Origin of the sequence: Hyphococcus lacteus (genome assembly GCF_041058985.1) — a bacterium.
GTDB classification, from domain to species: Bacteria; Pseudomonadota; Alphaproteobacteria; order Caulobacterales; family Parvularculaceae; genus Hyphococcus; species Hyphococcus lacteus.
The window spans coordinates 2,656,855-2,674,242 of sequence record NZ_JBEHZE010000001.1; the positions used below are offsets into that span (position 1 = coordinate 2,656,855).

At 52.5% G+C, this 17,388-nt stretch carries 22 protein-coding genes; 11 read left to right on the top strand and 11 right to left on the bottom strand.

All coding sequences use genetic code 11. The features are described 5' to 3' along the window. Positions 1-11 precede the first annotated feature (11 nt). Positions 12-902, top strand: a complete 891-nt coding sequence (locus tag ABFZ84_RS12590) for a pirin family protein (protein ID WP_369314369.1) — start codon at positions 12-14, stop codon at positions 900-902. A 1-nt stretch (position 903) separates the two neighbouring features. Here ABFZ84_RS12590 and ABFZ84_RS12595 read toward each other — a convergent pair whose 3' ends face one another. Continuing rightward, complete coding sequence (locus ABFZ84_RS12595; protein ID WP_369314370.1) at positions 904-1,098, bottom strand: DUF1192 domain-containing protein; 195 nt, start codon at positions 1,096-1,098, stop codon at positions 904-906. A 104-nt stretch (positions 1,099-1,202) separates the two neighbouring features. Between ABFZ84_RS12595 and ABFZ84_RS12600 the strand changes: the two genes are divergently transcribed. Together ABFZ84_RS12600 and ABFZ84_RS12605 are read left to right on the top strand one after the other, a co-directional pair. Next, a complete protein-coding gene (locus ABFZ84_RS12600; protein WP_369314371.1) occupies positions 1,203-2,195 on the top strand; it encodes an NAD(P)H-quinone oxidoreductase in 993 nt (330 codons plus the stop codon). 159 nt (positions 2,196-2,354) lie between these two features. Next, on the top strand, positions 2,355-3,041 hold the full coding sequence (locus ABFZ84_RS12605; RefSeq protein WP_369314372.1) for a DUF1013 domain-containing protein: 687 nt from the start codon (positions 2,355-2,357) through the stop codon (positions 3,039-3,041). 70 nt (positions 3,042-3,111) lie between these two features. Here the strand turns inward: ABFZ84_RS12605 and ABFZ84_RS12610 are convergent, their stop codons facing one another. Then, on the bottom strand, positions 3,112-3,897 hold the full coding sequence (locus ABFZ84_RS12610; RefSeq protein ID WP_369314373.1) for an SDR family NAD(P)-dependent oxidoreductase: 786 nt from the start codon (positions 3,895-3,897) through the stop codon (positions 3,112-3,114). Positions 3,898-4,021: 124 nt separating this feature from the next. Then, complete coding sequence (locus ABFZ84_RS12615; protein WP_369314374.1) at positions 4,022-4,204, bottom strand: YdcH family protein; 183 nt, start codon at positions 4,202-4,204, stop codon at positions 4,022-4,024. 152 nt (positions 4,205-4,356) lie between these two features. Between ABFZ84_RS12615 and ABFZ84_RS12620 the strand changes: the two genes are divergently transcribed. From ABFZ84_RS12620 to ABFZ84_RS12630, 3 genes are read left to right on the top strand one after another with little or no spacing between them, the layout of a single operon-like run. After that, positions 4,357-4,944, top strand: coding sequence for a UbiX family flavin prenyltransferase (locus tag ABFZ84_RS12620; RefSeq protein WP_369314375.1), 588 nt, complete (start codon positions 4,357-4,359; stop codon positions 4,942-4,944). Then, positions 4,945-5,454 (top strand): TIGR02444 family protein, encoded by a 510-nt coding sequence (locus tag ABFZ84_RS12625; protein ID WP_369314376.1) that lies wholly within the window; start codon positions 4,945-4,947, stop codon positions 5,452-5,454. A 25-nt stretch (positions 5,455-5,479) separates the two neighbouring features. After that, on the top strand, positions 5,480-5,812 hold the full coding sequence (locus ABFZ84_RS12630; RefSeq protein ID WP_369314377.1) for a YdcH family protein: 333 nt from the start codon (positions 5,480-5,482) through the stop codon (positions 5,810-5,812). Positions 5,813-5,815: 3 nt separating this feature from the next. Here the strand turns inward: ABFZ84_RS12630 and ABFZ84_RS12635 are convergent, their stop codons facing one another. Beyond that, a complete protein-coding gene (locus ABFZ84_RS12635; RefSeq protein ID WP_369314378.1) occupies positions 5,816-6,538 on the bottom strand; it encodes a GGDEF domain-containing protein in 723 nt (240 codons plus the stop codon). Positions 6,539-7,001: 463 nt separating this feature from the next. Here ABFZ84_RS12635 and purE point away from each other — a divergent pair, with 463 nt between their 5' ends. Then, positions 7,002-7,502 (top strand): 5-(carboxyamino)imidazole ribonucleotide mutase, encoded by a 501-nt coding sequence (gene purE, locus ABFZ84_RS12640; RefSeq protein WP_369314379.1) that lies wholly within the window; start codon positions 7,002-7,004, stop codon positions 7,500-7,502. Then, a complete protein-coding gene (locus ABFZ84_RS12645; RefSeq protein WP_369314380.1) occupies positions 7,499-8,620 on the top strand; it encodes a 5-(carboxyamino)imidazole ribonucleotide synthase in 1,122 nt (373 codons plus the stop codon). The genes purE and ABFZ84_RS12645 overlap by 4 nt, the downstream gene beginning before the upstream one ends. Here the strand turns inward: ABFZ84_RS12645 and ABFZ84_RS12650 are convergent. Beyond that, complete coding sequence (locus ABFZ84_RS12650; RefSeq protein WP_369314381.1) at positions 8,617-9,495, bottom strand: COQ9 family protein; 879 nt, start codon at positions 9,493-9,495, stop codon at positions 8,617-8,619. The two genes, ABFZ84_RS12645 and ABFZ84_RS12650, sit on opposite strands and share 4 nt — an antisense overlap. 145 nt (positions 9,496-9,640) lie before the next feature. On the opposite strand from ABFZ84_RS12650, the gene rpsU reads away from it, so the two are divergent. From rpsU to ABFZ84_RS12665, 3 genes are all read left to right on the top strand, one after another. Continuing rightward, positions 9,641-9,883 carry a 30S ribosomal protein S21 gene (gene rpsU / locus ABFZ84_RS12655; protein ID WP_369314584.1) on the top strand — a complete coding sequence of 81 codons (243 nt, stop codon included), beginning with the start codon at positions 9,641-9,643 and terminating at the stop codon, positions 9,881-9,883. 140 nt (positions 9,884-10,023) lie between these two features. Continuing rightward, positions 10,024-10,146 carry an entericidin A/B family lipoprotein gene (locus ABFZ84_RS12660; RefSeq protein ID WP_369314382.1) on the top strand — a complete coding sequence of 41 codons (123 nt, stop codon included), beginning with the start codon at positions 10,024-10,026 and terminating at the stop codon, positions 10,144-10,146. Between the two features lie 327 nt (positions 10,147-10,473). Then, the gene (locus ABFZ84_RS12665) at positions 10,474-11,502 is read left to right on the top strand and encodes a MipA/OmpV family protein (RefSeq protein WP_369314383.1); all 1,029 of its coding nucleotides are present in this window, start codon (positions 10,474-10,476) and stop codon (positions 11,500-11,502) included. 91 nt (positions 11,503-11,593) lie between these two features. On the opposite strand, the gene ABFZ84_RS12670 is transcribed toward ABFZ84_RS12665, so the two are convergent. The 6 genes from ABFZ84_RS12670 to ABFZ84_RS12695 form a co-directional block, all read right to left on the bottom strand. Beyond that, a complete protein-coding gene (locus ABFZ84_RS12670) occupies positions 11,594-12,514 on the bottom strand; it encodes a class I SAM-dependent methyltransferase (RefSeq protein WP_369314384.1) in 921 nt (306 codons plus the stop codon). Positions 12,515-12,591: 77 nt separating this feature from the next. Beyond that, positions 12,592-13,992 carry an NAD(P)(+) transhydrogenase (Re/Si-specific) subunit beta gene (locus ABFZ84_RS12675; RefSeq protein ID WP_369314385.1) on the bottom strand — a complete coding sequence of 467 codons (1,401 nt, stop codon included), beginning with the start codon at positions 13,990-13,992 and terminating at the stop codon, positions 12,592-12,594. A 9-nt stretch (positions 13,993-14,001) separates the two neighbouring features. Then, positions 14,002-14,481 (bottom strand): NAD(P) transhydrogenase subunit alpha, encoded by a 480-nt coding sequence (locus ABFZ84_RS12680; RefSeq protein WP_369314386.1) that lies wholly within the window; start codon positions 14,479-14,481, stop codon positions 14,002-14,004. A gap of 18 nt (positions 14,482-14,499) precedes the next feature. Beyond that, positions 14,500-15,720, bottom strand: a complete 1,221-nt coding sequence (locus ABFZ84_RS12685) for a Re/Si-specific NAD(P)(+) transhydrogenase subunit alpha (RefSeq protein WP_369314387.1) — start codon at positions 15,718-15,720, stop codon at positions 14,500-14,502. Between the two features lie 26 nt (positions 15,721-15,746). Next, positions 15,747-15,971 (bottom strand): hypothetical protein, encoded by a 225-nt coding sequence (locus ABFZ84_RS12690; protein WP_369314388.1) that lies wholly within the window; start codon positions 15,969-15,971, stop codon positions 15,747-15,749. A gap of 175 nt (positions 15,972-16,146) precedes the next feature. Then, on the bottom strand, positions 16,147-17,139 hold the full coding sequence (locus tag ABFZ84_RS12695; protein WP_369314389.1) for an alpha/beta fold hydrolase: 993 nt from the start codon (positions 17,137-17,139) through the stop codon (positions 16,147-16,149). Positions 17,140-17,388 lie beyond the last annotated feature (249 nt).

Here is a 17,388-nt window from a genome sequence, read left to right on the forward strand (position 1 = left end):
ACATTACGCCTATGAAAAATGCTCCTCTTATTATCGAACCACGCAAGCGTGATCTGGGTGGTTTCACCGTTGGCCGCGTTTTGCCTTATGCGAAACGCCGCACGGTTGGGCCGTTTATTTTCTTTGATGAAATGGGCCCCGCGCAATTCAAGCCGGGAACCGGCATTGATGTTCGGCCCCATCCGCATATCGGGCTTGCGACCGTCACCTATCTCTTTGACGGCGAGATCCGGCACCGCGATAATTTGGGCTTTGATCAGGTCATTCGCCCCGGCGATGTAAATTGGATGACCGCTGGTCGAGGCATCGTTCATTCGGAACGAACCGACCAAGCACACCGTGAAAATGGTCAGTTCATGCACGGCATTCAAAGTTGGGTCGCCTTGCCCGAAAGCGCCGAGCGGACCGATCCGTCGTTCCATCACCACCCCAAAGATACCCTGCCTGAGATCAATGAACCCGGCATCAAAATGCGCCTTATTGCCGGGACCGCATTCGGCAAAACATCGCCAGTTAAGACGTTTTCGCCAATTTTCTATTTGGCCGCAGAGGCCCAGAGCGGTGCGACACTTCCCCTGCCCGACAGCTATGAAGAACGCGCGATTTACGTGGTCGATGGCGAAGTCGAAATCGACGGCACTGCATATAAAGGTGGCCGCATGGTTGTGTTTGACGACGGTGAAAACCCAACCATAAAAGCGACCACAAAAACCCGTGCGATGCTGCTTGGTGGTGCCCCCATCGGCAAACGATTCATCTGGTGGAACCTCGTTTCAACGGATCAGGCATTGATCGAAGAAGCGAAGGCCGCATGGACAGCATCAGCGCAATCGAACTTTATCGATAGCGTTTTTTCGCTGCCGCCTGATGAAACGGAATTTATTCCGTTGCCGGATGAATGAATCAGAACTTAAAAAGCTTTTCTGCCTCTGACTTGGATGAACCGCGATCGCTCTTTGCCGCTTCGCACCGTTCAATTTCCGCCTTCAGGGAAGCAATACGGTCATCAAGATCATTCACCGAAAGGCTATAAAGATCTTGTTTCGCCAGATACCCTAGCGTCAAATCCGGATTTTCATTGAGATCTTCTGGGTCCATGATGCACTCCTGACGAAATCTGTTGCCAATATCCGCTTATCGGCAATTTAGCGGGATGGTTTCCGCCGACGCAACCATAAGCACCACACGCAAAGGTTAAACCAATGACCGATATTTCAAAATCCATGCGCGCTATAGAAATCTCTACACCCGGTGGCCCAGAAGTTCTCAAAATCACTGAGCGTCCGACGCCAATCATTCGCGAAAACGAAGTGCTGCTTGCCATAAAAGCCGCCGGCGTGAATCGCCCCGACGTCCTACAGCGCATGGGCATGTATCCGCCGCCTCCGGGCGCTACCGACATTCCCGGCTTAGAGGCCGCGGGTGTGGTTGCGGCTATCGGTAAAAATGTTTCCGACATCAACGTTGGCGACAAAATTTGTGCGCTTTTGCCCGGTGGTGGATATGCGGATTTTGCGACAGTAGACGCTGGCTCATGCTTGCCGGTGCCAACGGGGTTCACCTTTGAACAGGCTGCTGCCCTGCCCGAAACGGTATTTACGGTTTGGGCCAACATGATTGATGATGGCGATTTGAAAGCTGGCGAAACATTACTCGTTCATGGCGGAACCAGCGGCATCGGCGCAATGGCCATCGCAATGGCAAAGGCGTTTGGCGCAAAAGTCATTGCGACCGCCGGCAGTGACGAAAAATGCCAAGCGGCACTCAATTTGGGGGCGGACGCCACTTACAATTATCGCGATGCCCCGTGGGATAAAGAAATCGCTGATAATGGCGGGGCTGACGTGGTGTTAGATATGACCGGCGGCGACTTCGTTGCGCGAAACATCAGTTGCCTTAACCACGGCGGACGTCATGTCTCCATCGCATTTCTACGCGGTGCCGAAGCCAAGATTAATATCCTGCCGATAATGCAAAAACGCCTGCGATTGTCCGGCTCAACCATGAAAGCCCGTGCGCTTTCGGAGAAAGCCCGGCTCGCCCGAGATATTGAAAAACAGGTCTGGCCACATCTGGAAAGCGGGAAAATGGCGGTCACAATCGACAAAATTTTCCCGCTCGAACAGGCGTCAGAAGCCCATAAACACATGGAGTCTGGGGCCCATGTCGGAAAAATCATCCTAAAAACCCGGTAAAACCGCCTTGGCGGCGACCGCCAAACGGTTTATATGCGCCATAGAAATTCGCTTTCCCCCAAAATTTCCGGCGGTTAGCGCGGCTCACCAGACCGGCGGGCCGCCCGTTTTGACTTTTGATCGTTCTGGTTTTGGGCATACCCTTTTTGGAGACTATTCATGGCTGATCTTCCACTCATGCCGATTGCGACTGCGGTTTGGCTCATCGACAATACGTCGCTGACATTTGACCAAATTGCTGATTTTTGTGGCGTGCACCCGCTACAGGTAAAAGGCATTGCTGACGGTGATGTTGGTGCTGGCGTACGAGGCATCAATCCGATCACGACAAACCAGCTCACCCGCGATGAACTCGACATAGCCGAAAAAGACGGCGATCACCGCCTGAAATTGTCTCGTCCGAAAACAATCGTGTCCGATAAACCGCGAAAAGGTGGCCGTTACACGCCGGTGTCTAAACGCCAAAATCGCCCAGATGCGATTGCGTGGATGGTACGTAATCACCCAGAAGTCACTGACGCGCAAATCGGCAAATTACTCGGCACAACAAAGACAACGATCTCTGCTGTGCGTGATCGTAGCCATTGGAACACTGCCAATCTTACGCCGCGCGATCCGGTTGGTCTTGGCCTTTGCTCACAAATTGATCTCGACATGGTTGTGCGCAAAGCGGCAGCGAAACGCGCCAAGCTGATGAAAGAAAACCCCGAAGCCTTCCCGAATGAAGGTCCATCGCTTGAGCCAACACAAGACAATGATGACGAAGCAGACAATCAAAATCGCTCATTCGATCCTGAAAAAGTATTTTCCGAATTTAGCAAAGGCGATCAGTCATCTGATGATTAGACTGACCAAGCTTGCCTGAACGGATAAAAAACCCGCCACTGGCGGGTTTTTTTATAGAAGGCTACCCTTCCTAAGACGGTTTCTTTTTGACGATACTGCCGGAATTCACTGCCAGTTTTCCGCCATCCACATAAAGAGTTTGACCGGTCACATAAGACGCTGAGTCACTGGCGAGGAAGTGCACCACATCAGCCACCTCATCCGGGTCGCCGATCCGTTGAAGCGGTGTCGCCGCGCGTTCGCGGTCCCGTGCATTTTCATCGACTGACTGTCCCTTGAGGGTGCCTACACCCACCAGATTTGCCCGCACACCATAGGGCGACATGGCCATTGCGATCGCTTTTGTAAGCTGGCTTAGACCACCTTGCGACGCCGCAAATGCGACATGATCAGGATCAGCGGTCACCGCTTGAACAGAGCCGATATTCACGATAACGCCCGGTGACGCTGGGCGGTTTGCGTCATCAAGGCGTTTCACAAATTGTTTCGCAACGGCCTGATTGATCAAAAAAGCGCCGCCGACATTTCCGTCAACGACACGATCAAAATCTTCTTCGCTGGTTTCAAGAAACGGCGCTGCAAACTTTACCATCACCGTATGGGCTAAAACGTCGATGCGGCCATAAGCATCTATCGCCTCTGCGATAATATTGTGAACCTGAAGCCGGTTGGCGACATCAGCGTGAACATAGGTCACTTCGGCACCCGCTTCACGCAGTTCGTCAGCTAATTGCTTACCTGCATCTTCGTTGGGGTCAGCCAAAACAAGCCTGTCACCGTCGCTTGCAAAGCGTCTTGCGCAGGCCGCGCCCACGCCACGCGCGGCTCCGGTGATGATGACTGATCTGTGCGGCATTTCATTATTCCAAAATAAAGACGCGGCGCACAAATGTGCGCCGCCCATGATAGATATTCGAATGTCTGTATTGTAATCTTCCGGTCATAGGATAACAACCCAATGCCTTTGATTACGTCCCTAGTTAATTCGGACTATTGTTCTGTGTCCTGAACTCTCTAAGTTGGTCTTTTATCTTAAGTTTCTTTCGTTTTAGTTCCACAATGCGAAGGTCATCAGATCCCGGGTGTTTGATTTCAGCTGAAATAGCCGCCTCCAACTCCTGGTGCCGCTGGTTGAGCGAATCCATATGAGCCTTAATTGCCATAATTGGCCTCCTTTGCTTCGTGGGATAGCATATTAAAGCACAAATACCCCCACCTTGTCACGCATAGTTGTGTTAAGAACCATCAATCCTGTCGCATGGTGATTGATACAATTTTACGCTATGGAACGAACGGCCAAGACATTGAGATTGTGATGAAAACACCCCGCCGAATCATTGTTGGCGTTACTGGCGCATCAGGCGCAATTTACGCGAAACGCACGCTCGAAGCGCTGCGTGGAACTGACGTCGAAACCCACTTGGTTCTTAGTCGCGCCAGCGAGATCACGATTCGCTATGAGCTTGATTTGGCCGCCAGCGATATAGAAGCACTAGCCGACCAGCGTTATGCTGTGGGCGATATCGCTGCGCCGATTGCGTCCGGTTCATATAAGACGATTGGTATGCTGATTACCCCTTGTTCTGTGCGCACCATGTCAGAAATTGCAACGGGTATCACTAGCTCTCTACTCACGCGCGCCGCAGACGTCGTGCTAAAAGAAAAGCGCCGATTGGTTCTGATGGTGCGTGAAACGCCATTGCATCTTGGGCATTTGCGCACGATGACATCCCTCGCCGAGATGGGGGCTATTATTGCGCCGCCACTGCCTGCTTTTTACGCAGAACCACAAAGCCTCGACGATCTCGTTGATCAATCCGTAGGTCGCGCACTTGACCTGTTTGATGTCGATACGCCGCTTGTCAAACGCTGGGGTGAAGACCTCGAAAAAGGGCGTCGTTAATTGCGTGCTGACGATAATCCTTTTTGGCTATGGTCGCTCGCCCATTATGGCCGGGCGGAACTAACCTTGCTGCGCCTTCAAGACGAACATCAATGCGACGTGAATATCATTTTGTTTTGTTGTTGGTGCTCGGAAGAATATGCGGCGTTGGATCAAACCGATTTAAATGCCGCCATCACCCTAAGCCAAGATTGGACGGCGCAAATCATCAAACCGATCCGGGCGGCACGAAAACATTTGAAAAATGCGATCCCGCCCCAAGAAGCATTGCGCGACACAGTCAAAAACGCAGAGCTTTCGGCCGAACATGCGCTTCAGAATATGCTTTATCAATTCGCAACTGAACGTCTGAAAAGTGCAAAAAATAAGAAGAATAATCAGGCAAACGAAATCGCACGTAAAAACCTTGGGTTTTATGACGCACAATTATTACCCAAAGATCGCGCGCGTGAGGCGTTGCTTCAGGACCTAATCCCTCATATTTTTGCCACGTCGCACGACCCGAACTAGGCGGCCACATGATCAGGATGACGCGATGACCGACGACATAACGCCGCCAAACGATAACGAACCCAACAAGGGTGATCCGGCTAACAGCGAGAAGAAGCGCACAAAATCCGTATTGCTGTCCGGGATTGTCGATGGCCCTTATGACAAAGACTTTGCTGGTGCCAATGACGAAGCGTTGGTCATTCGACTTGCAACCCTCGAAGAGGAGCATCGCGATCTAGATGCGGCGATCACATCGCTCGAGCTAAACTCGCCTTATGAACGCCTGACGATTGCGCGTCTTAAAAAGAAAAAACTTCAACTCAAAGATCTCATTCAGGATGTCAAAGACGCGATGCTGCCCGATATCATCGCCTAAAATTCAGCCGCTTTTCTGGCGTGCTTTAACTTCGTACATCGCACTATCGGCGCGCTCCATGGCCTCATCGGCGGACAGGCCCTTCGCAATTTCGACAACGCCACAGGAAATTCGCGCCGTAAACGACTCTTCTTTCCACGATACCGGCACGGCCGCCACAGCTTCGGTCAACTGAGACGCTTTCAGTTCTGCTGTTTGTTTGTCAGCCTGATTCAGCAACAAACCCAGCTCATCTCCGCCCAAACGCCCGATCACATCAGTCTGGCGAATGTTCGTCGTCAGGATTTTGCTCACATGCTGAAGCGCAGCGTCACCGGCACCATGGCCCATCCCGTCGTTGATTTTTTTCAAATCATTGAGGTCGATAAAAACGAGGCTCGCACGCATGCCATAACGCTCGATCATCGCCATGGCCCGGTTCAATTCGCGCACGAAAGCGCGGCGATTAAACAAATCCAAAAGCGGGTCACGATCTGCGAGACGTTCTAGTTCAAAAATGCTCTCGCGCGCATCAGCAAGCTCGTTGCGTAAGGTTTGCACCTCGGTCATCAAGGAAACCAACGCATCGCGCACTTTTGGCGTTAATTCAGCTTCCGGGATACCGCCAAGCGAAACAACATCACTAATGCTCTGGGCATCACGCGGTGTCGATGAGGCCGCATTCGCCCCCTGTTTTCGCCCGAGGCGGGAGCTCGCCATCGATTTCGGTGCGTCACCAATTTTCATTCAACACTCCCGGCCCGACTCGTGCCCGACCCCTGTCATGGTAGTCAATACGGCCACCTTACCAAATATCCATACAGTGATTGCATTTCATCCGCCAACAATAGCACTGCGCATTTTTTCACGGAAACACACCTTGTTTTAAGGCCCAAAGACCTTAGTCGGTGCGGGGTTCAACCATTCAGCGCAACCAATGCTCGGTTCAACGCTTGTGCCTTGTGACAGGCGTCGCGGCGGCCCAATTTAACTCTTGCGGATATGACCGTGCGGAAGTCCCCTTCAACAGCACGGTTGCTCCCGCGTCCGGTGAGAGGAGACGTTGGTTTTCGCGCCCCCGTCAAACGGCTAGCGTCTCCTCGTCGGTCGCCATTCAAATCACTGCATTTTGTAGCAATTTTCGGCTTTTCCTTGCGCCATTGCCTGCCCCTGCTATAAGCGCCGCTTCTTTGGCGAGGGAGACAAAATCATGGGCCAAGCGCAAGAGCGCCCCACAGTCGGCATTATCATGGGCTCGCGCTCAGATTGGCCAACCATGACGCGTGCCGCAGAAATGCTCGAAACCCTTGGCGTCCCCTTTGAAACAAAGGTGGTCTCCGCGCACCGGACCCCTGATCGGCTTTATGACTACGCCAAAAACGCGAAATTGCGCGGGCTAAAAATCATCATTGCGGGCGCTGGCGGCGCGGCCCATCTGCCCGGTATGGCCGCATCAATGACCCCCCTTCCCGTGATTGGCGTCCCGGTTCAATCAAAGGCACTCAAGGGGCTTGATAGCCTTTTGTCGATCGTTCAGATGCCGGCTGGCATACCGGTTGCGACGGTTGCCATCGGCGAAGCTGGCGCGGCCAATGCGGGTCTGATGGCTGTTTCTATTCTCGCGACCACCGACGACGCACTCGCTGCGCGACTTGATGCTTTTCGCGAAAAACAATCGGCCTCAGTGTTGGAGACTGTCGAAGACGAATGACCGGCGCGATCAATCATCCCGATATCATCGAACCAAACGGGACCATCGGCATTCTCGGTGGTGGACAGTTGGCGCGGATGCTCGGCACTGCTGCCGCAGAGCTAGGCCTTAAATGTCACATCTTCTGCCCGGACGAACGCGCGCCCGCCTATGACATTGCTGCGCAAACCACCATTGCATCTTACACGGATGAAAAAGCACTGGCGGCTTTTGCCGCTGCGGTTGATGTTATCACCTATGAATTTGAAAATGTCCCGGCTGACTCGGTCGCCTATTTGACATCGCTCGGGGCCAAAGTCCGCCCCGGTGCAAAGGCGTTAGAGACGTCACAAGACCGTTTGGTAGAAAAGCAATTCATCAACGAGATTGGCGCAAAAACAGCAGCCTTTCATCCCGTTGATGATCTTGAAAGCCTAAAGACTGGTCTTCAAAACGTTGGCCGCCCGGCGATATTAAAAACGCGCCGCCTTGGTTATGACGGGAAAGGCCAGACACGGATCAAAACCGCTGAGGCCGATCTTTCCGCCGCTTATGAAAAAGCGATTGCCTTTGCTTGGGAAGAAGTCGGCGCGGCACCATCAATCCTCGAAGGTTTTGTGCCTTTTGAACGCGAAATCTCAGTTATCGGTGCACGCACAAGCGAAGGCGACATTCAGCTCTATGACCCTGCGGAGAATGTTCATCGCGACGGAATTTTAAAGACCTCAACGGTGCCCGCGAACATCACCGACGCGACGGCCAATAACGCCCGCGCGATCACAACAAAAATGCTGCAAGAACTAGATTATGTTGGTGTGATGGGCGTTGAGTTTTTTGTACTCAAAGATGGCAGCTTGATCGTCAATGAATACGCGCCGCGTGTACATAATTCCGGTCACTGGACCCAAGATGCCTGCGCGATTTCACAATTCGAGCAACATATTCGCGCTGTTGCCGGCTGGCCGCTTGGCGATCCGCGTCGTCATTCAAACGCAGTGATGGAAAATCTAATCGGCAATGAGGCCCATAACTGGCGTGAGTTGGCCAACGAGCCAAACACGGGCCTCCATCTTTACGGCAAACGCGAAGCCCGGGCTGGCCGTAAGATGGGGCACGTCACTCGGATCACAAAATCTTAAGGCGACCAATAAGGCGCATCGCTGGCCGGAAATGTTTCTTCCAGTGCCTCGTCAATTTTATCCTCTGTCTTTAACGAAGCATCTTTATCACCGGGTGTTTTCGGACGCGCGTGTTTTTTAGTATCTTCCGTTTCCGCATCACCTTTGCCATAGCGGAACTGCGCCAGCCATTCGAGCGGCTTGGACGGGTCAATATTCAGCTCACGGACCTTTTCTTTTACCTTTTCGATTTGCATGACATTCTCGATGCGCGCATCCAAAAATGCATTGGTCGCGCGCTCTGTCGGATCATCATCGGAAAGCCATCGCGCCAATGTAGATGTCCAAACAGCCGTCAGGATTCCGCGCTTGGTGTAGTAATTGAAGTCCGTGGATTTATCGCCAAGACCCCGCCAAACCGTATCAGCGGTCTTCCACGCAAGGTCGGCGGCAATCGGCGCATAAATCGGCAAGGCAAGCGTTGCGGCGGCACGCCGCGCGGCCTCTTTGTCTTTGCGAATTGCCTCAAGACGCGCACGTACGGCAAAAGCGACTTTCTCGCGGATTTTGAGGGTTTTGAATTCTGGCGCTTCCATCGCAGCACCCATGGCCTTATCTGACCGCGCTGACCACACCCTGATCGCATCGACCGCACCGCGCGGAAACGCTGCTTTCGTTGTAGCTGATTCAACGCCGGCTTCGTGTGCCGCAAGGCCAATGGCTGTGTCCGTCCAGCCTTCAAATGGAACCAGCGGCAATAGTTTTTCGAGAATCAGCTCTCGCTCATTCTCAAAACCATCAATTAGCGGCTCGGTTTCATTCGTGTTTCGAGCAGAATTTACGTCAGATTCGGCGTCTGAACCGTTGTTTTCTGTGGATTTTGGGTCACTAGCCATTGATGACCATCCTTTCGCTCGCTATCTCTTCTGCGGTTGTAGACAATAGGTTGGCCATTTGGTATAGGCCGCCCTCGCCTCGCGCGCTTGCTTAACACAGGCGCTTGCTGAGTTAGATTGTATTTTGCGTCGCGGTCTACAACCCGTGGCGCTTTTGTTTCATAGGAGCCTGAAGTCCTTGGTCCAGATCTTTGTCCGCGACAATAATGTCGAACAAGCCCTCAAAGCGCTGAAAAAGAAAATGCAGCGCGAAGGGACGTTCCGCGAAATGAAACGCCGGAAGTTCTTTGAGAAGCCGTCTGAAAAGCGCGCTCGCCAGAAAGCCGAAGCGGTTCGCCGTGCACGCAAGCTGGTTCGTAAGCGCCTTCAGCGCGAAGGTGGCCTCTAGGTCCCGCTTTGTGCCCGGCGCGGAACGAATAACGCGCCCCTATTGTTCTGAAATACTAGTAGACCCGAAATGGTTCTGCTAGTTTTGGTGAGCGTGATCAGGCTTTCTGGTCTCGCTCTTTGTTTTGAATGGGGTTTTTTATGCGAATTCTTTCCCTGATTTTGGCACTCAGCTTCTTCCTGTCAGCATGTGAAACCGTCAAGGGCGTTGGCCGTGACGTTGAAAGCGCTGGCGAAGCGATGGACGATGCAATCAACGATTAAGCGACATTCGCTTTTTTGATCGGAATTACCGGCCGCTTTGCGCGCCGGTTTTTTTGTGTCTGCCAAATACTAATTGCCCATAAATTCCCATAATGTAGGCTCCGAATCGCCTAAACATGCTGGAAATTAATGAAAACCAATGAATTTTGTGACGATAATGCGCATGGTTGTGATGTAAATGCGATATTCGCGCGATAAAATGAAAAGACATAATCGACGGGGAACGGCGCTGTGGCGCACTGGGTTAGGTGCTGTATGAGGGAATTTCCAAAAAACTACGGGCTAAAAAGCAGTGGGATCACGGCGATAGCATGTCTAGCAGGCTTGATGACCCTTGCGGCTCAACCCGCATCCGCACAACGCCAGATTGACGACCCAGCGCTAAGCCCCATGCTTTTTGGTCCGACCGAAAAAGAAAAGCGCGACAAAATTCGCCAAAGCGAAAAAGAACAAGAAGAAGCGCTTTATCTGACGGCTGAGCAAGAGCGCGACGCCAACGCCCTGGATGACCCAAAAGTGCGCCCAATATTTGGCACCGAGGGTGAAGATAATGATCGCACGAAAACCCGCATTACACTCGGCGAAAAAGATGAAAATCGCGGCTTTTTTGGTGCGCTGACATTCCTCGTACCCGAAGAGACCAATCTTAGCATTGGCGTTGGTCCGGTCTATGAGCCTGATTATTTTGGCTCCAACGATTACGAGTTTAATGCCGACCCACAGCTTTATGTGAAGTTCCGAGATTTCGTTTTTCTTGACGATGACGGCGCAGATTTCGGGCTTATCGGCTTTTCGCGCTTCCGTCTCGGTCCGACTGTCCGGATTAAAGCCCGCCGAGATCAAGACGATAATCCCGCACTGGCCGGGCTTGGCGATGTCGGCACCACGTTTGAATTTGGCGGCTTTGTCGCGACGACTTTCCTTGATCGTTTTGCGTTCAAAGCAAAAGCCCGTCACGGCCTTAAAACTGGTCACCGTGGCACCATCGTTGATGGTTATATCACTGCCCTGATTTTTCGCGCAGGCCCGGTTTCGGTTTCAACCAGTGGCCAAGCAAGCTGGATCGGCAATCGATATGCGGATGCTTATTTTTCTATCTCACCGGAACAGGCCGCTCGCACGAACGGGCGTTTAGCCGCTTATAACACGGATGCGGGATTCCGGGATGTTGGTGGTTCCGTAAACGCTTATATCAACATCCGTGACCGCTGGTCACTTAATCCGTATGCGCGTTATAATTATATTTTCGATGATTATGCCGAAACGCCCATCATCAAGGATTTTGGCGACCGGCACCAATTCGCGGTTGGCTTTCACATCATGCGCGAATTTACCTTTGGCGGATCAAATAACTAAGCAACATTGCTAAAATCAAATGCTACACCCAATGACAAAAAGCCCCCGGCGTTTCCGTCGGGGGCTTTTTTTAGCAACTTGAGAAACCAAATTATTCCGGTTTTTTGAATTTCAATGTCATCCGATCAGACTCCCCAATCGCGCGCATGGCCTCGGCGGCGGCTGGATCGTCGGCACTTCCGGCCAGTGTTGGTGGTAAGCGCCAAACAAAATCATCCTCGGTTGGTTGGTCTTTGGGGTTGGCGTTGATCTCACTTTGATCAACAAGTTCAAAGCCGCCGGCCTCAAACGCAGCGACAATCGCTGATTGCTTCACATAACCATTGTCACCGGTCGCCCAAGCATCATCATTGCCCTCTGGTGCGCGGTGCTGAACAACACCGACAACGCCGCCGGGTTTCAAAAGCTTATACATGTCAGCAATCGCTTGAGTTCGATGATCGCCTTGATCCTCAAAACGGTTGAAATGGTGCATCGAGCGGATTTGCAAAATCACATCTGCTGTGCCCGCCATATCATCAGACACAGAACCAAATGCAACCGCACCAACGCTCGCGTCACCTTCGTCGCGCCAGCCTTCAGCTTTTTCGGTCCATTCAGCGGCCCAATTTGCTTTGGCACCTTCTGGCGGCGCAAATGATCCGAACAATGACCACATCTCTGGTGAATAGTCAGCGCCAATCACTTTGCCCTCGGGGCCAAGATAATCGAGCAGAATTCCAGCGTACCAAACTTCGCCCGGTAACGTATCAACGACGGTCATGCCCGGCTTGACGCCAAAGAATTTGAGTGTCGCTGCTGGGTGGCGATATTCGTAACGCGCCTTTGCCTCGTCCGGCTGCTCAGCCAGCACAGCATCAAGCTGCTGCCACGCCGTCGGTACCTCTACAGTTTCACCGCTCGGTTTATCAGCCGCCATCTTTGATGCGTTGTCGCTAGACGCATCCGCAGCATTATCTTGAGAGCATGCGAAAAGTGCGAGCGCAGCTGCGCCCAATAATAAATGTTTCATGGTTTTCTTCCCCTAACCCATGTGATGACGGACATCACCACTTTGAAAAAGGCACCAACGAAACAAATGCTACGCCGCTAAAGCGCCTTGACCACTTCTTCGCACATTTTCTTGGCATCGCCGAATAACATCATCGTGTTATCGCGGAAGAACAACTCGTTCTGAACGCCCGCATAGCCAGCGGCCATTGAGCGTTTGACGAATAGAACCGTTCCGGCATTTTCGACGTCAAGAATGGGCATGCCATAGATTGGCGAGGTTTTATCAGTTTTCGCCGCCGGATTGGTAACATCATTCGCACCAATCACGAACGCCACATCTGCCGTACGGAATTCGGCGTTGATGTCTTCAAGCTCAAAGACCTCGTCATAGGGCACCTGCGCCTCTGCCAACAGAACATTCATATGTCCCGGCATACGGCCGGCGACCGGATGGATTGCGTACTTTACTTCTACGCCTTCGGCCTTGAGCGTATCTGTCATCTCTTTGAGAGCATGTTGCGCTTGGGCAACCGCCATACCGTATCCCGGCACGATGATGACTTTGTTGGCGTTCTTCATGACAAAGGCCGCGTCATCCGCAGAGCCCTGCTTAATCGGACGGTCATCTTCGCCAGCGGCACCGGCTGCGGCGTCATCGCCGCCGAACCCGCCAAGGATAACCGAGACGAACGAGCGGTTCATGGCTTTACACATGATGTAGGAAAGGATCGCCCCAGACGAGCCAACCAATGCGCCCGTGATAATCAGCGCCATGTTTTCCAGCGTAAAGCCAATACCAGCCGCGGCCCACCCAGAATAAGAGTTAAGCATTGAGACAACCACCGGCATGTCCGCGCCGCCGATCGGAACAATCAACAAGAACCCGAGCACAAATGCCGTAAGCGTCAGCAAGAAGAAAATCATTGGCGATTGCTCGCCGGTCATCAGCATCCCAATAAAGATCAGGATTAAAAGCCCAAGCCCAAGATTAATCGAATGGCGGAAAGGAAGCATGATCGGTTTGCCCGACATGTTGCCGTTCAATTTAGCAAAGGCGATGACCGAACCGGAGAATGTAATCGCACCAATCGCAACGCCCAAAGACATCTCAACGATGGATTGAATATGAATGTGTCCCGGTTCGCCAATGTTGAATGCAAGCGGCGCAAGGAATGCGGCCCATGCGATAAACACGGCTGCAAGACCAACCAGTGAGTGAAACGCCGCCACCAATTGCGGCATCGCTGTCATCGGAATTTTGCGCGCAATATAAATCCCTGGCACAGCGCCAGCGCCAACTGCGAGCAGGACCAGAACCCAGGTTCCAAAGCCTTTGTTTTCAAGCACAAAAAGCGTGGTCAGAACGGCAATGCCCATCCCGATCATGCCAAAGCGATTTCCCTGTCGCGCTGTTTCAGGCGACGAAAGCCCGCGCAATGCAAGGATAAAAAGGATGCCCGAAGCGACGTAAAGAAGCGCTGGTAAATTATCTGCCATGCTAATCCCCTAGCGTTCTTTTTTCTTGTACATCGCCAACATTCGCTGGGTCACAAGGAACCCCCCGAATATATTCACGCTAGCCAGCGCGACGGCGAGAAAACCAAATAATTTTGGCGCAAAACTGTTTGCTGATTGCGAAAGATCAGCCCCAAGCGCAATGAGCGCACCAACAATCACCACCGATGAAATCGCGTTGGTCACCGCCATCAACGGCGTGTGCAAAGCGGGTGTCACCGACCAAACCACGTAATAGCCGACAAAGATCGCCAACATAAAAATCGTCAGCAAAAAGACGAAATCAGAAATCGGGCTCGCTGATGCAATCACCGCTAGCTGATCGGCGATCATGCGCGCATGTTCTGCGGCGGCGGTTGCGGCTTCTGCATTTCCGCTTGCATTCGCCGCTGCTGCCTCAGCGGTTTGCGCAGCATGTTCCGCTGCTTTTGCGGCTTCTTCGAGTTGTTGTGCTTTATCCGGCGCGGCCATCAGGCTCCTCCAGGGATGTTATTCGTTGCCGTCAGATGACGACGACGTTTCGACTTCTTCAGTTTCAGTAGCGGCCGATGATGTCTCAACTGGTGCTGGCTCGGCCTCTTCTGGTTCAAACGCGGCATGGACAACCTTGCCATCTCGGGTCAGCGAGACACCCTTGATGATGTCGTCTTCAGGGTCCGCAAAGAAATTGCCGCTTTCTTTATCAGTGAAGGCGGCAATGAAATTATAAATGTTGCGCGCATAGAGGCTCGACGCGTCAGCGGCCAATCGGCCCGGCACATTGGCAAAACCAAGTATGGTGACGCCATTTGTCTCAATCGCCTCGCCTAGCCGCGCGAGTTCAACGTTACCGCCAGCCTCAACCGCAAGATCAACCATCACCGATCCAGCCTTCATTGACCGAACCATATCAGCGTCCACAAGGCGCGGCGCCGGACGACCCGGAATAAGCGCCGTTGTGATTACGATGTCCTGTTTCGCAATGTGACCGGCGACGAACTCTGCCTGTCGCTTTTTGAAATCATCCGACATTTCCTTGGCGTAGCCGCCTTCGGTCTCGGCTTCTTTCATGGCTTCTTCATCGACCGTGACGAAAGTCGCGCCGAGGCTGTTCACCTGTTCTTTCGCCGCAAAGCGTACGTCAGTTGCAGAGACCACAGCCCCAAGACGGCGGGCGGTCGCAATCGCCTGAAGTCCTGCAACACCAGCACCCATAACAAAGACCTTCGCAGCAGCAATCGTGCCCGCCGCAGTCATCATCATAGGAAGCGCGCGACCATAATAAGCCGCCGCATCAATAACTGCTTTATAACCCGCAAGGTTCGATTGAGACGACAAAACGTCCATCGACTGCGCACGGGTAATCCGCGGCATGAAATCCATCGCCATGGCGTCAACGCCCATACGGGCATAGGCCGGCACCGTGTCAGGTGCATTATAAGCGGACAGAATCCCGATCAGTTTCACGCCGCGCGCAAAAACCCGCATCTCTTCGCTCGAAGGCGCCTGCACCTTTAGGATAATATCAGCTTCCTGCACCGCATCCGCAGCGCTGGGGCAAATTTTGGCACCGGCATCGGCATAATCGGCATCAGAGAAACGGGCTGCTTCGCCCGCTCCGGTTTGAACACTGACAGAGGCCCCAAGACCCAAATATTTTTTGACGGTCTCAGGTGTCGCCGCAACCCGGGTTTCGCCGGGGCGCGTTTCTTTCAGGACGGCTATTTTCATTATGCCTCCGAAGGCGGGTCACTACATTAATGCGAGAAGAATAGTTTCACGACGACGTGTGAAAAGATATAAACGCCAACACCTGCAAGTATGGAAATTAGCAGTCCGTTTGACATCACCAAACTGGTGAACATCGTCGCCAGGCCCAAAGATGCAGGCACGCCAACTTCTGTGGCGGCACCCATAATCGCATCATATGATCTGCGGTGATCTTCGTTGTCTTGGATCCGCTGTTGCGCTTCGTCAGTCATGGAAACTCCGTATATTTTTCAGTGTTTTGGCTGATATCAATCAATTCGGCAAGACTACTACTGCGCCGAAAATGTAACTCAATTATATATTTTCTACTGCTTTCAAGGCTATCGCAATATTACTTCAAAGGCGAGGTTGTATCGACCAATTCTCGTATACAATTTGCTCAAAATACTAAACCCCAAATCGCACTGGCCATGCACTGAGCAGTGTACGCAACGTAGAAACAAACGCCAAAGGTTGATCCATCATCAAATGATGATGCGCGTCGGGAATCACCACGAAGGGTGACCTGCCGCGCGCCTGTTCCTGAAGGTGTTGGAACCCATCACCCTGTGCGAATTGCGATTTTTCGCCATAGATAAAAGCAAGCGGGCAACGCGCCGCGCGCAACAAATCGCGCTCAAAATGTACCTCAAACCGACCGCCTTTGACCGGATCAAACTTCCACGTCCAACCTTTAGACCCGTCCTGCATGGTTTCTGGGCGCAATCCCTCGCGAGCAATATAATCAAGCAGGTACAAATTCTCAGCTGGCTGGTTCGGCAAAAGACGGAACCGCGCGATCATTTCTTCGCTCGTCTTATATATATGGGCGCTGCGTTTTGCCTCTTGGGTTTCTTCTTCTGGTTTTTTCTTGATGACGTTGTAACCCTCATGCGGGTCCGGAACGCCGAGCGGGCTATCAACCACGACCGCCCCACCGAGCTTTTCACCATCGCGTTCCACCGCCGCGAGTGTTACCCAACCGCCGAAACTATGGCCCACCACAATGGGACGTCCGCGCGTCGCGAGGCCCGCTTTATCGATTACGGCGAAAACTTCATCCACGAGCAGATCAAGAGAATAGGAATCGCGCCAGTCAGAATCCCCCATGCCCGAAAGATCGAGCGCCGCAACCCGGCGGTTTTCCGCAAAAAATGGCGCAAAAGGTCGCCACCAATTTCGATGGGCCCGTCCACCATGAACAAACAAAAGGCCGCGTTGACCTTCTTCGCCCCAAACAGAATAGCGAATTCGCGCGCCCCCTACCTCGACCGCACCCTCTTCTGACGGGGTCGCAATGGCTTTTTCAAACCAACTCGGTGCCGGCGGCTTTTGTCCGCCAAGATGGGTCAAAGGCCGGATTAGCTCTTCACGTTCGGATGTTTCTGATTTCTTGCTCATAACCATGCCCAATTCATGGCCCATCGATAGCCCAAAGCGCAAAAAACGCAAATCACTAGGACAGTACGATCAAGATCGAGAACGGTGTCAGCGCTTGGGGCAATCATAATGGCGCTGATGGTTCTGCTATTTTGCGACCACTTAAAGTAAACAATAAATTAATTCGTAAACTAATCTTTACCACGAAGCCCAAGCGCTAATTTCTTCGTTGAATTGTCGCAAAATCGTATCGGAATGACACGGTTTTAA

What these genes read in the sequence shown, in the direction of transcription:
- ABFZ84_RS12595 (WP_369314370.1), bottom strand. Translation starts at nt 1,098, where the DNA reads ATGGACCCAGAAGATCTCAATGAAAATCCGGATTTGACGCTAGGGTAT.
- ABFZ84_RS12620 (WP_369314375.1), top strand. Translation starts at nt 4,357, where the DNA reads ATGAAAACACCCCGCCGAATCATTGTTGGCGTTACTGGCGCATCAGGC.
- ABFZ84_RS12615 (WP_369314374.1), bottom strand. Translation starts at nt 4,204, where the DNA reads ATGGCAATTAAGGCTCATATGGATTCGCTCAACCAGCGGCACCAGGAG.
- ABFZ84_RS12680 (WP_369314386.1), bottom strand. Translation starts at nt 14,481, where the DNA reads ATGGCCGCGCCGGATAAAGCACAACAACTCGAAGAAGCCGCAAAAGCA.
- ABFZ84_RS12665 (WP_369314383.1), top strand. Translation starts at nt 10,474, where the DNA reads ATGACCCTTGCGGCTCAACCCGCATCCGCACAACGCCAGATTGACGAC.
- ABFZ84_RS12605 (WP_369314372.1), top strand. Translation starts at nt 2,355, where the DNA reads ATGGCTGATCTTCCACTCATGCCGATTGCGACTGCGGTTTGGCTCATC.
- ABFZ84_RS12635 (WP_369314378.1), bottom strand. Translation starts at nt 6,538, where the DNA reads ATGAAAATTGGTGACGCACCGAAATCGATGGCGAGCTCCCGCCTCGGG.
- ABFZ84_RS12660 (WP_369314382.1), top strand. Translation starts at nt 10,024, where the DNA reads ATGCGAATTCTTTCCCTGATTTTGGCACTCAGCTTCTTCCTGTCAGCA.
- ABFZ84_RS12590 (WP_369314369.1), top strand. Translation starts at nt 12, where the DNA reads ATGAAAAATGCTCCTCTTATTATCGAACCACGCAAGCGTGATCTGGGT.
- ABFZ84_RS12690 (WP_369314388.1), bottom strand. Translation starts at nt 15,971, where the DNA reads ATGACTGACGAAGCGCAACAGCGGATCCAAGACAACGAAGATCACCGC.
- ABFZ84_RS12650 (WP_369314381.1), bottom strand. Translation starts at nt 9,495, where the DNA reads ATGGCTAGTGACCCAAAATCCACAGAAAACAACGGTTCAGACGCCGAA.
- ABFZ84_RS12630 (WP_369314377.1), top strand. Translation starts at nt 5,480, where the DNA reads ATGACCGACGACATAACGCCGCCAAACGATAACGAACCCAACAAGGGT.
- purE (WP_369314379.1), top strand. Translation starts at nt 7,002, where the DNA reads ATGGGCCAAGCGCAAGAGCGCCCCACAGTCGGCATTATCATGGGCTCG.
- ABFZ84_RS12685 (WP_369314387.1), bottom strand. Translation starts at nt 15,720, where the DNA reads ATGAAAATAGCCGTCCTGAAAGAAACGCGCCCCGGCGAAACCCGGGTT.
- ABFZ84_RS12675 (WP_369314385.1), bottom strand. Translation starts at nt 13,992, where the DNA reads ATGGCAGATAATTTACCAGCGCTTCTTTACGTCGCTTCGGGCATCCTT.
- ABFZ84_RS12645 (WP_369314380.1), top strand. Translation starts at nt 7,499, where the DNA reads ATGACCGGCGCGATCAATCATCCCGATATCATCGAACCAAACGGGACC.
- ABFZ84_RS12600 (WP_369314371.1), top strand. Translation starts at nt 1,203, where the DNA reads ATGACCGATATTTCAAAATCCATGCGCGCTATAGAAATCTCTACACCC.
- ABFZ84_RS12610 (WP_369314373.1), bottom strand. Translation starts at nt 3,897, where the DNA reads ATGCCGCACAGATCAGTCATCATCACCGGAGCCGCGCGTGGCGTGGGC.
- ABFZ84_RS12695 (WP_369314389.1), bottom strand. Translation starts at nt 17,139, where the DNA reads ATGAGCAAGAAATCAGAAACATCCGAACGTGAAGAGCTAATCCGGCCT.
- ABFZ84_RS12670 (WP_369314384.1), bottom strand. Translation starts at nt 12,514, where the DNA reads ATGAAACATTTATTATTGGGCGCAGCTGCGCTCGCACTTTTCGCATGC.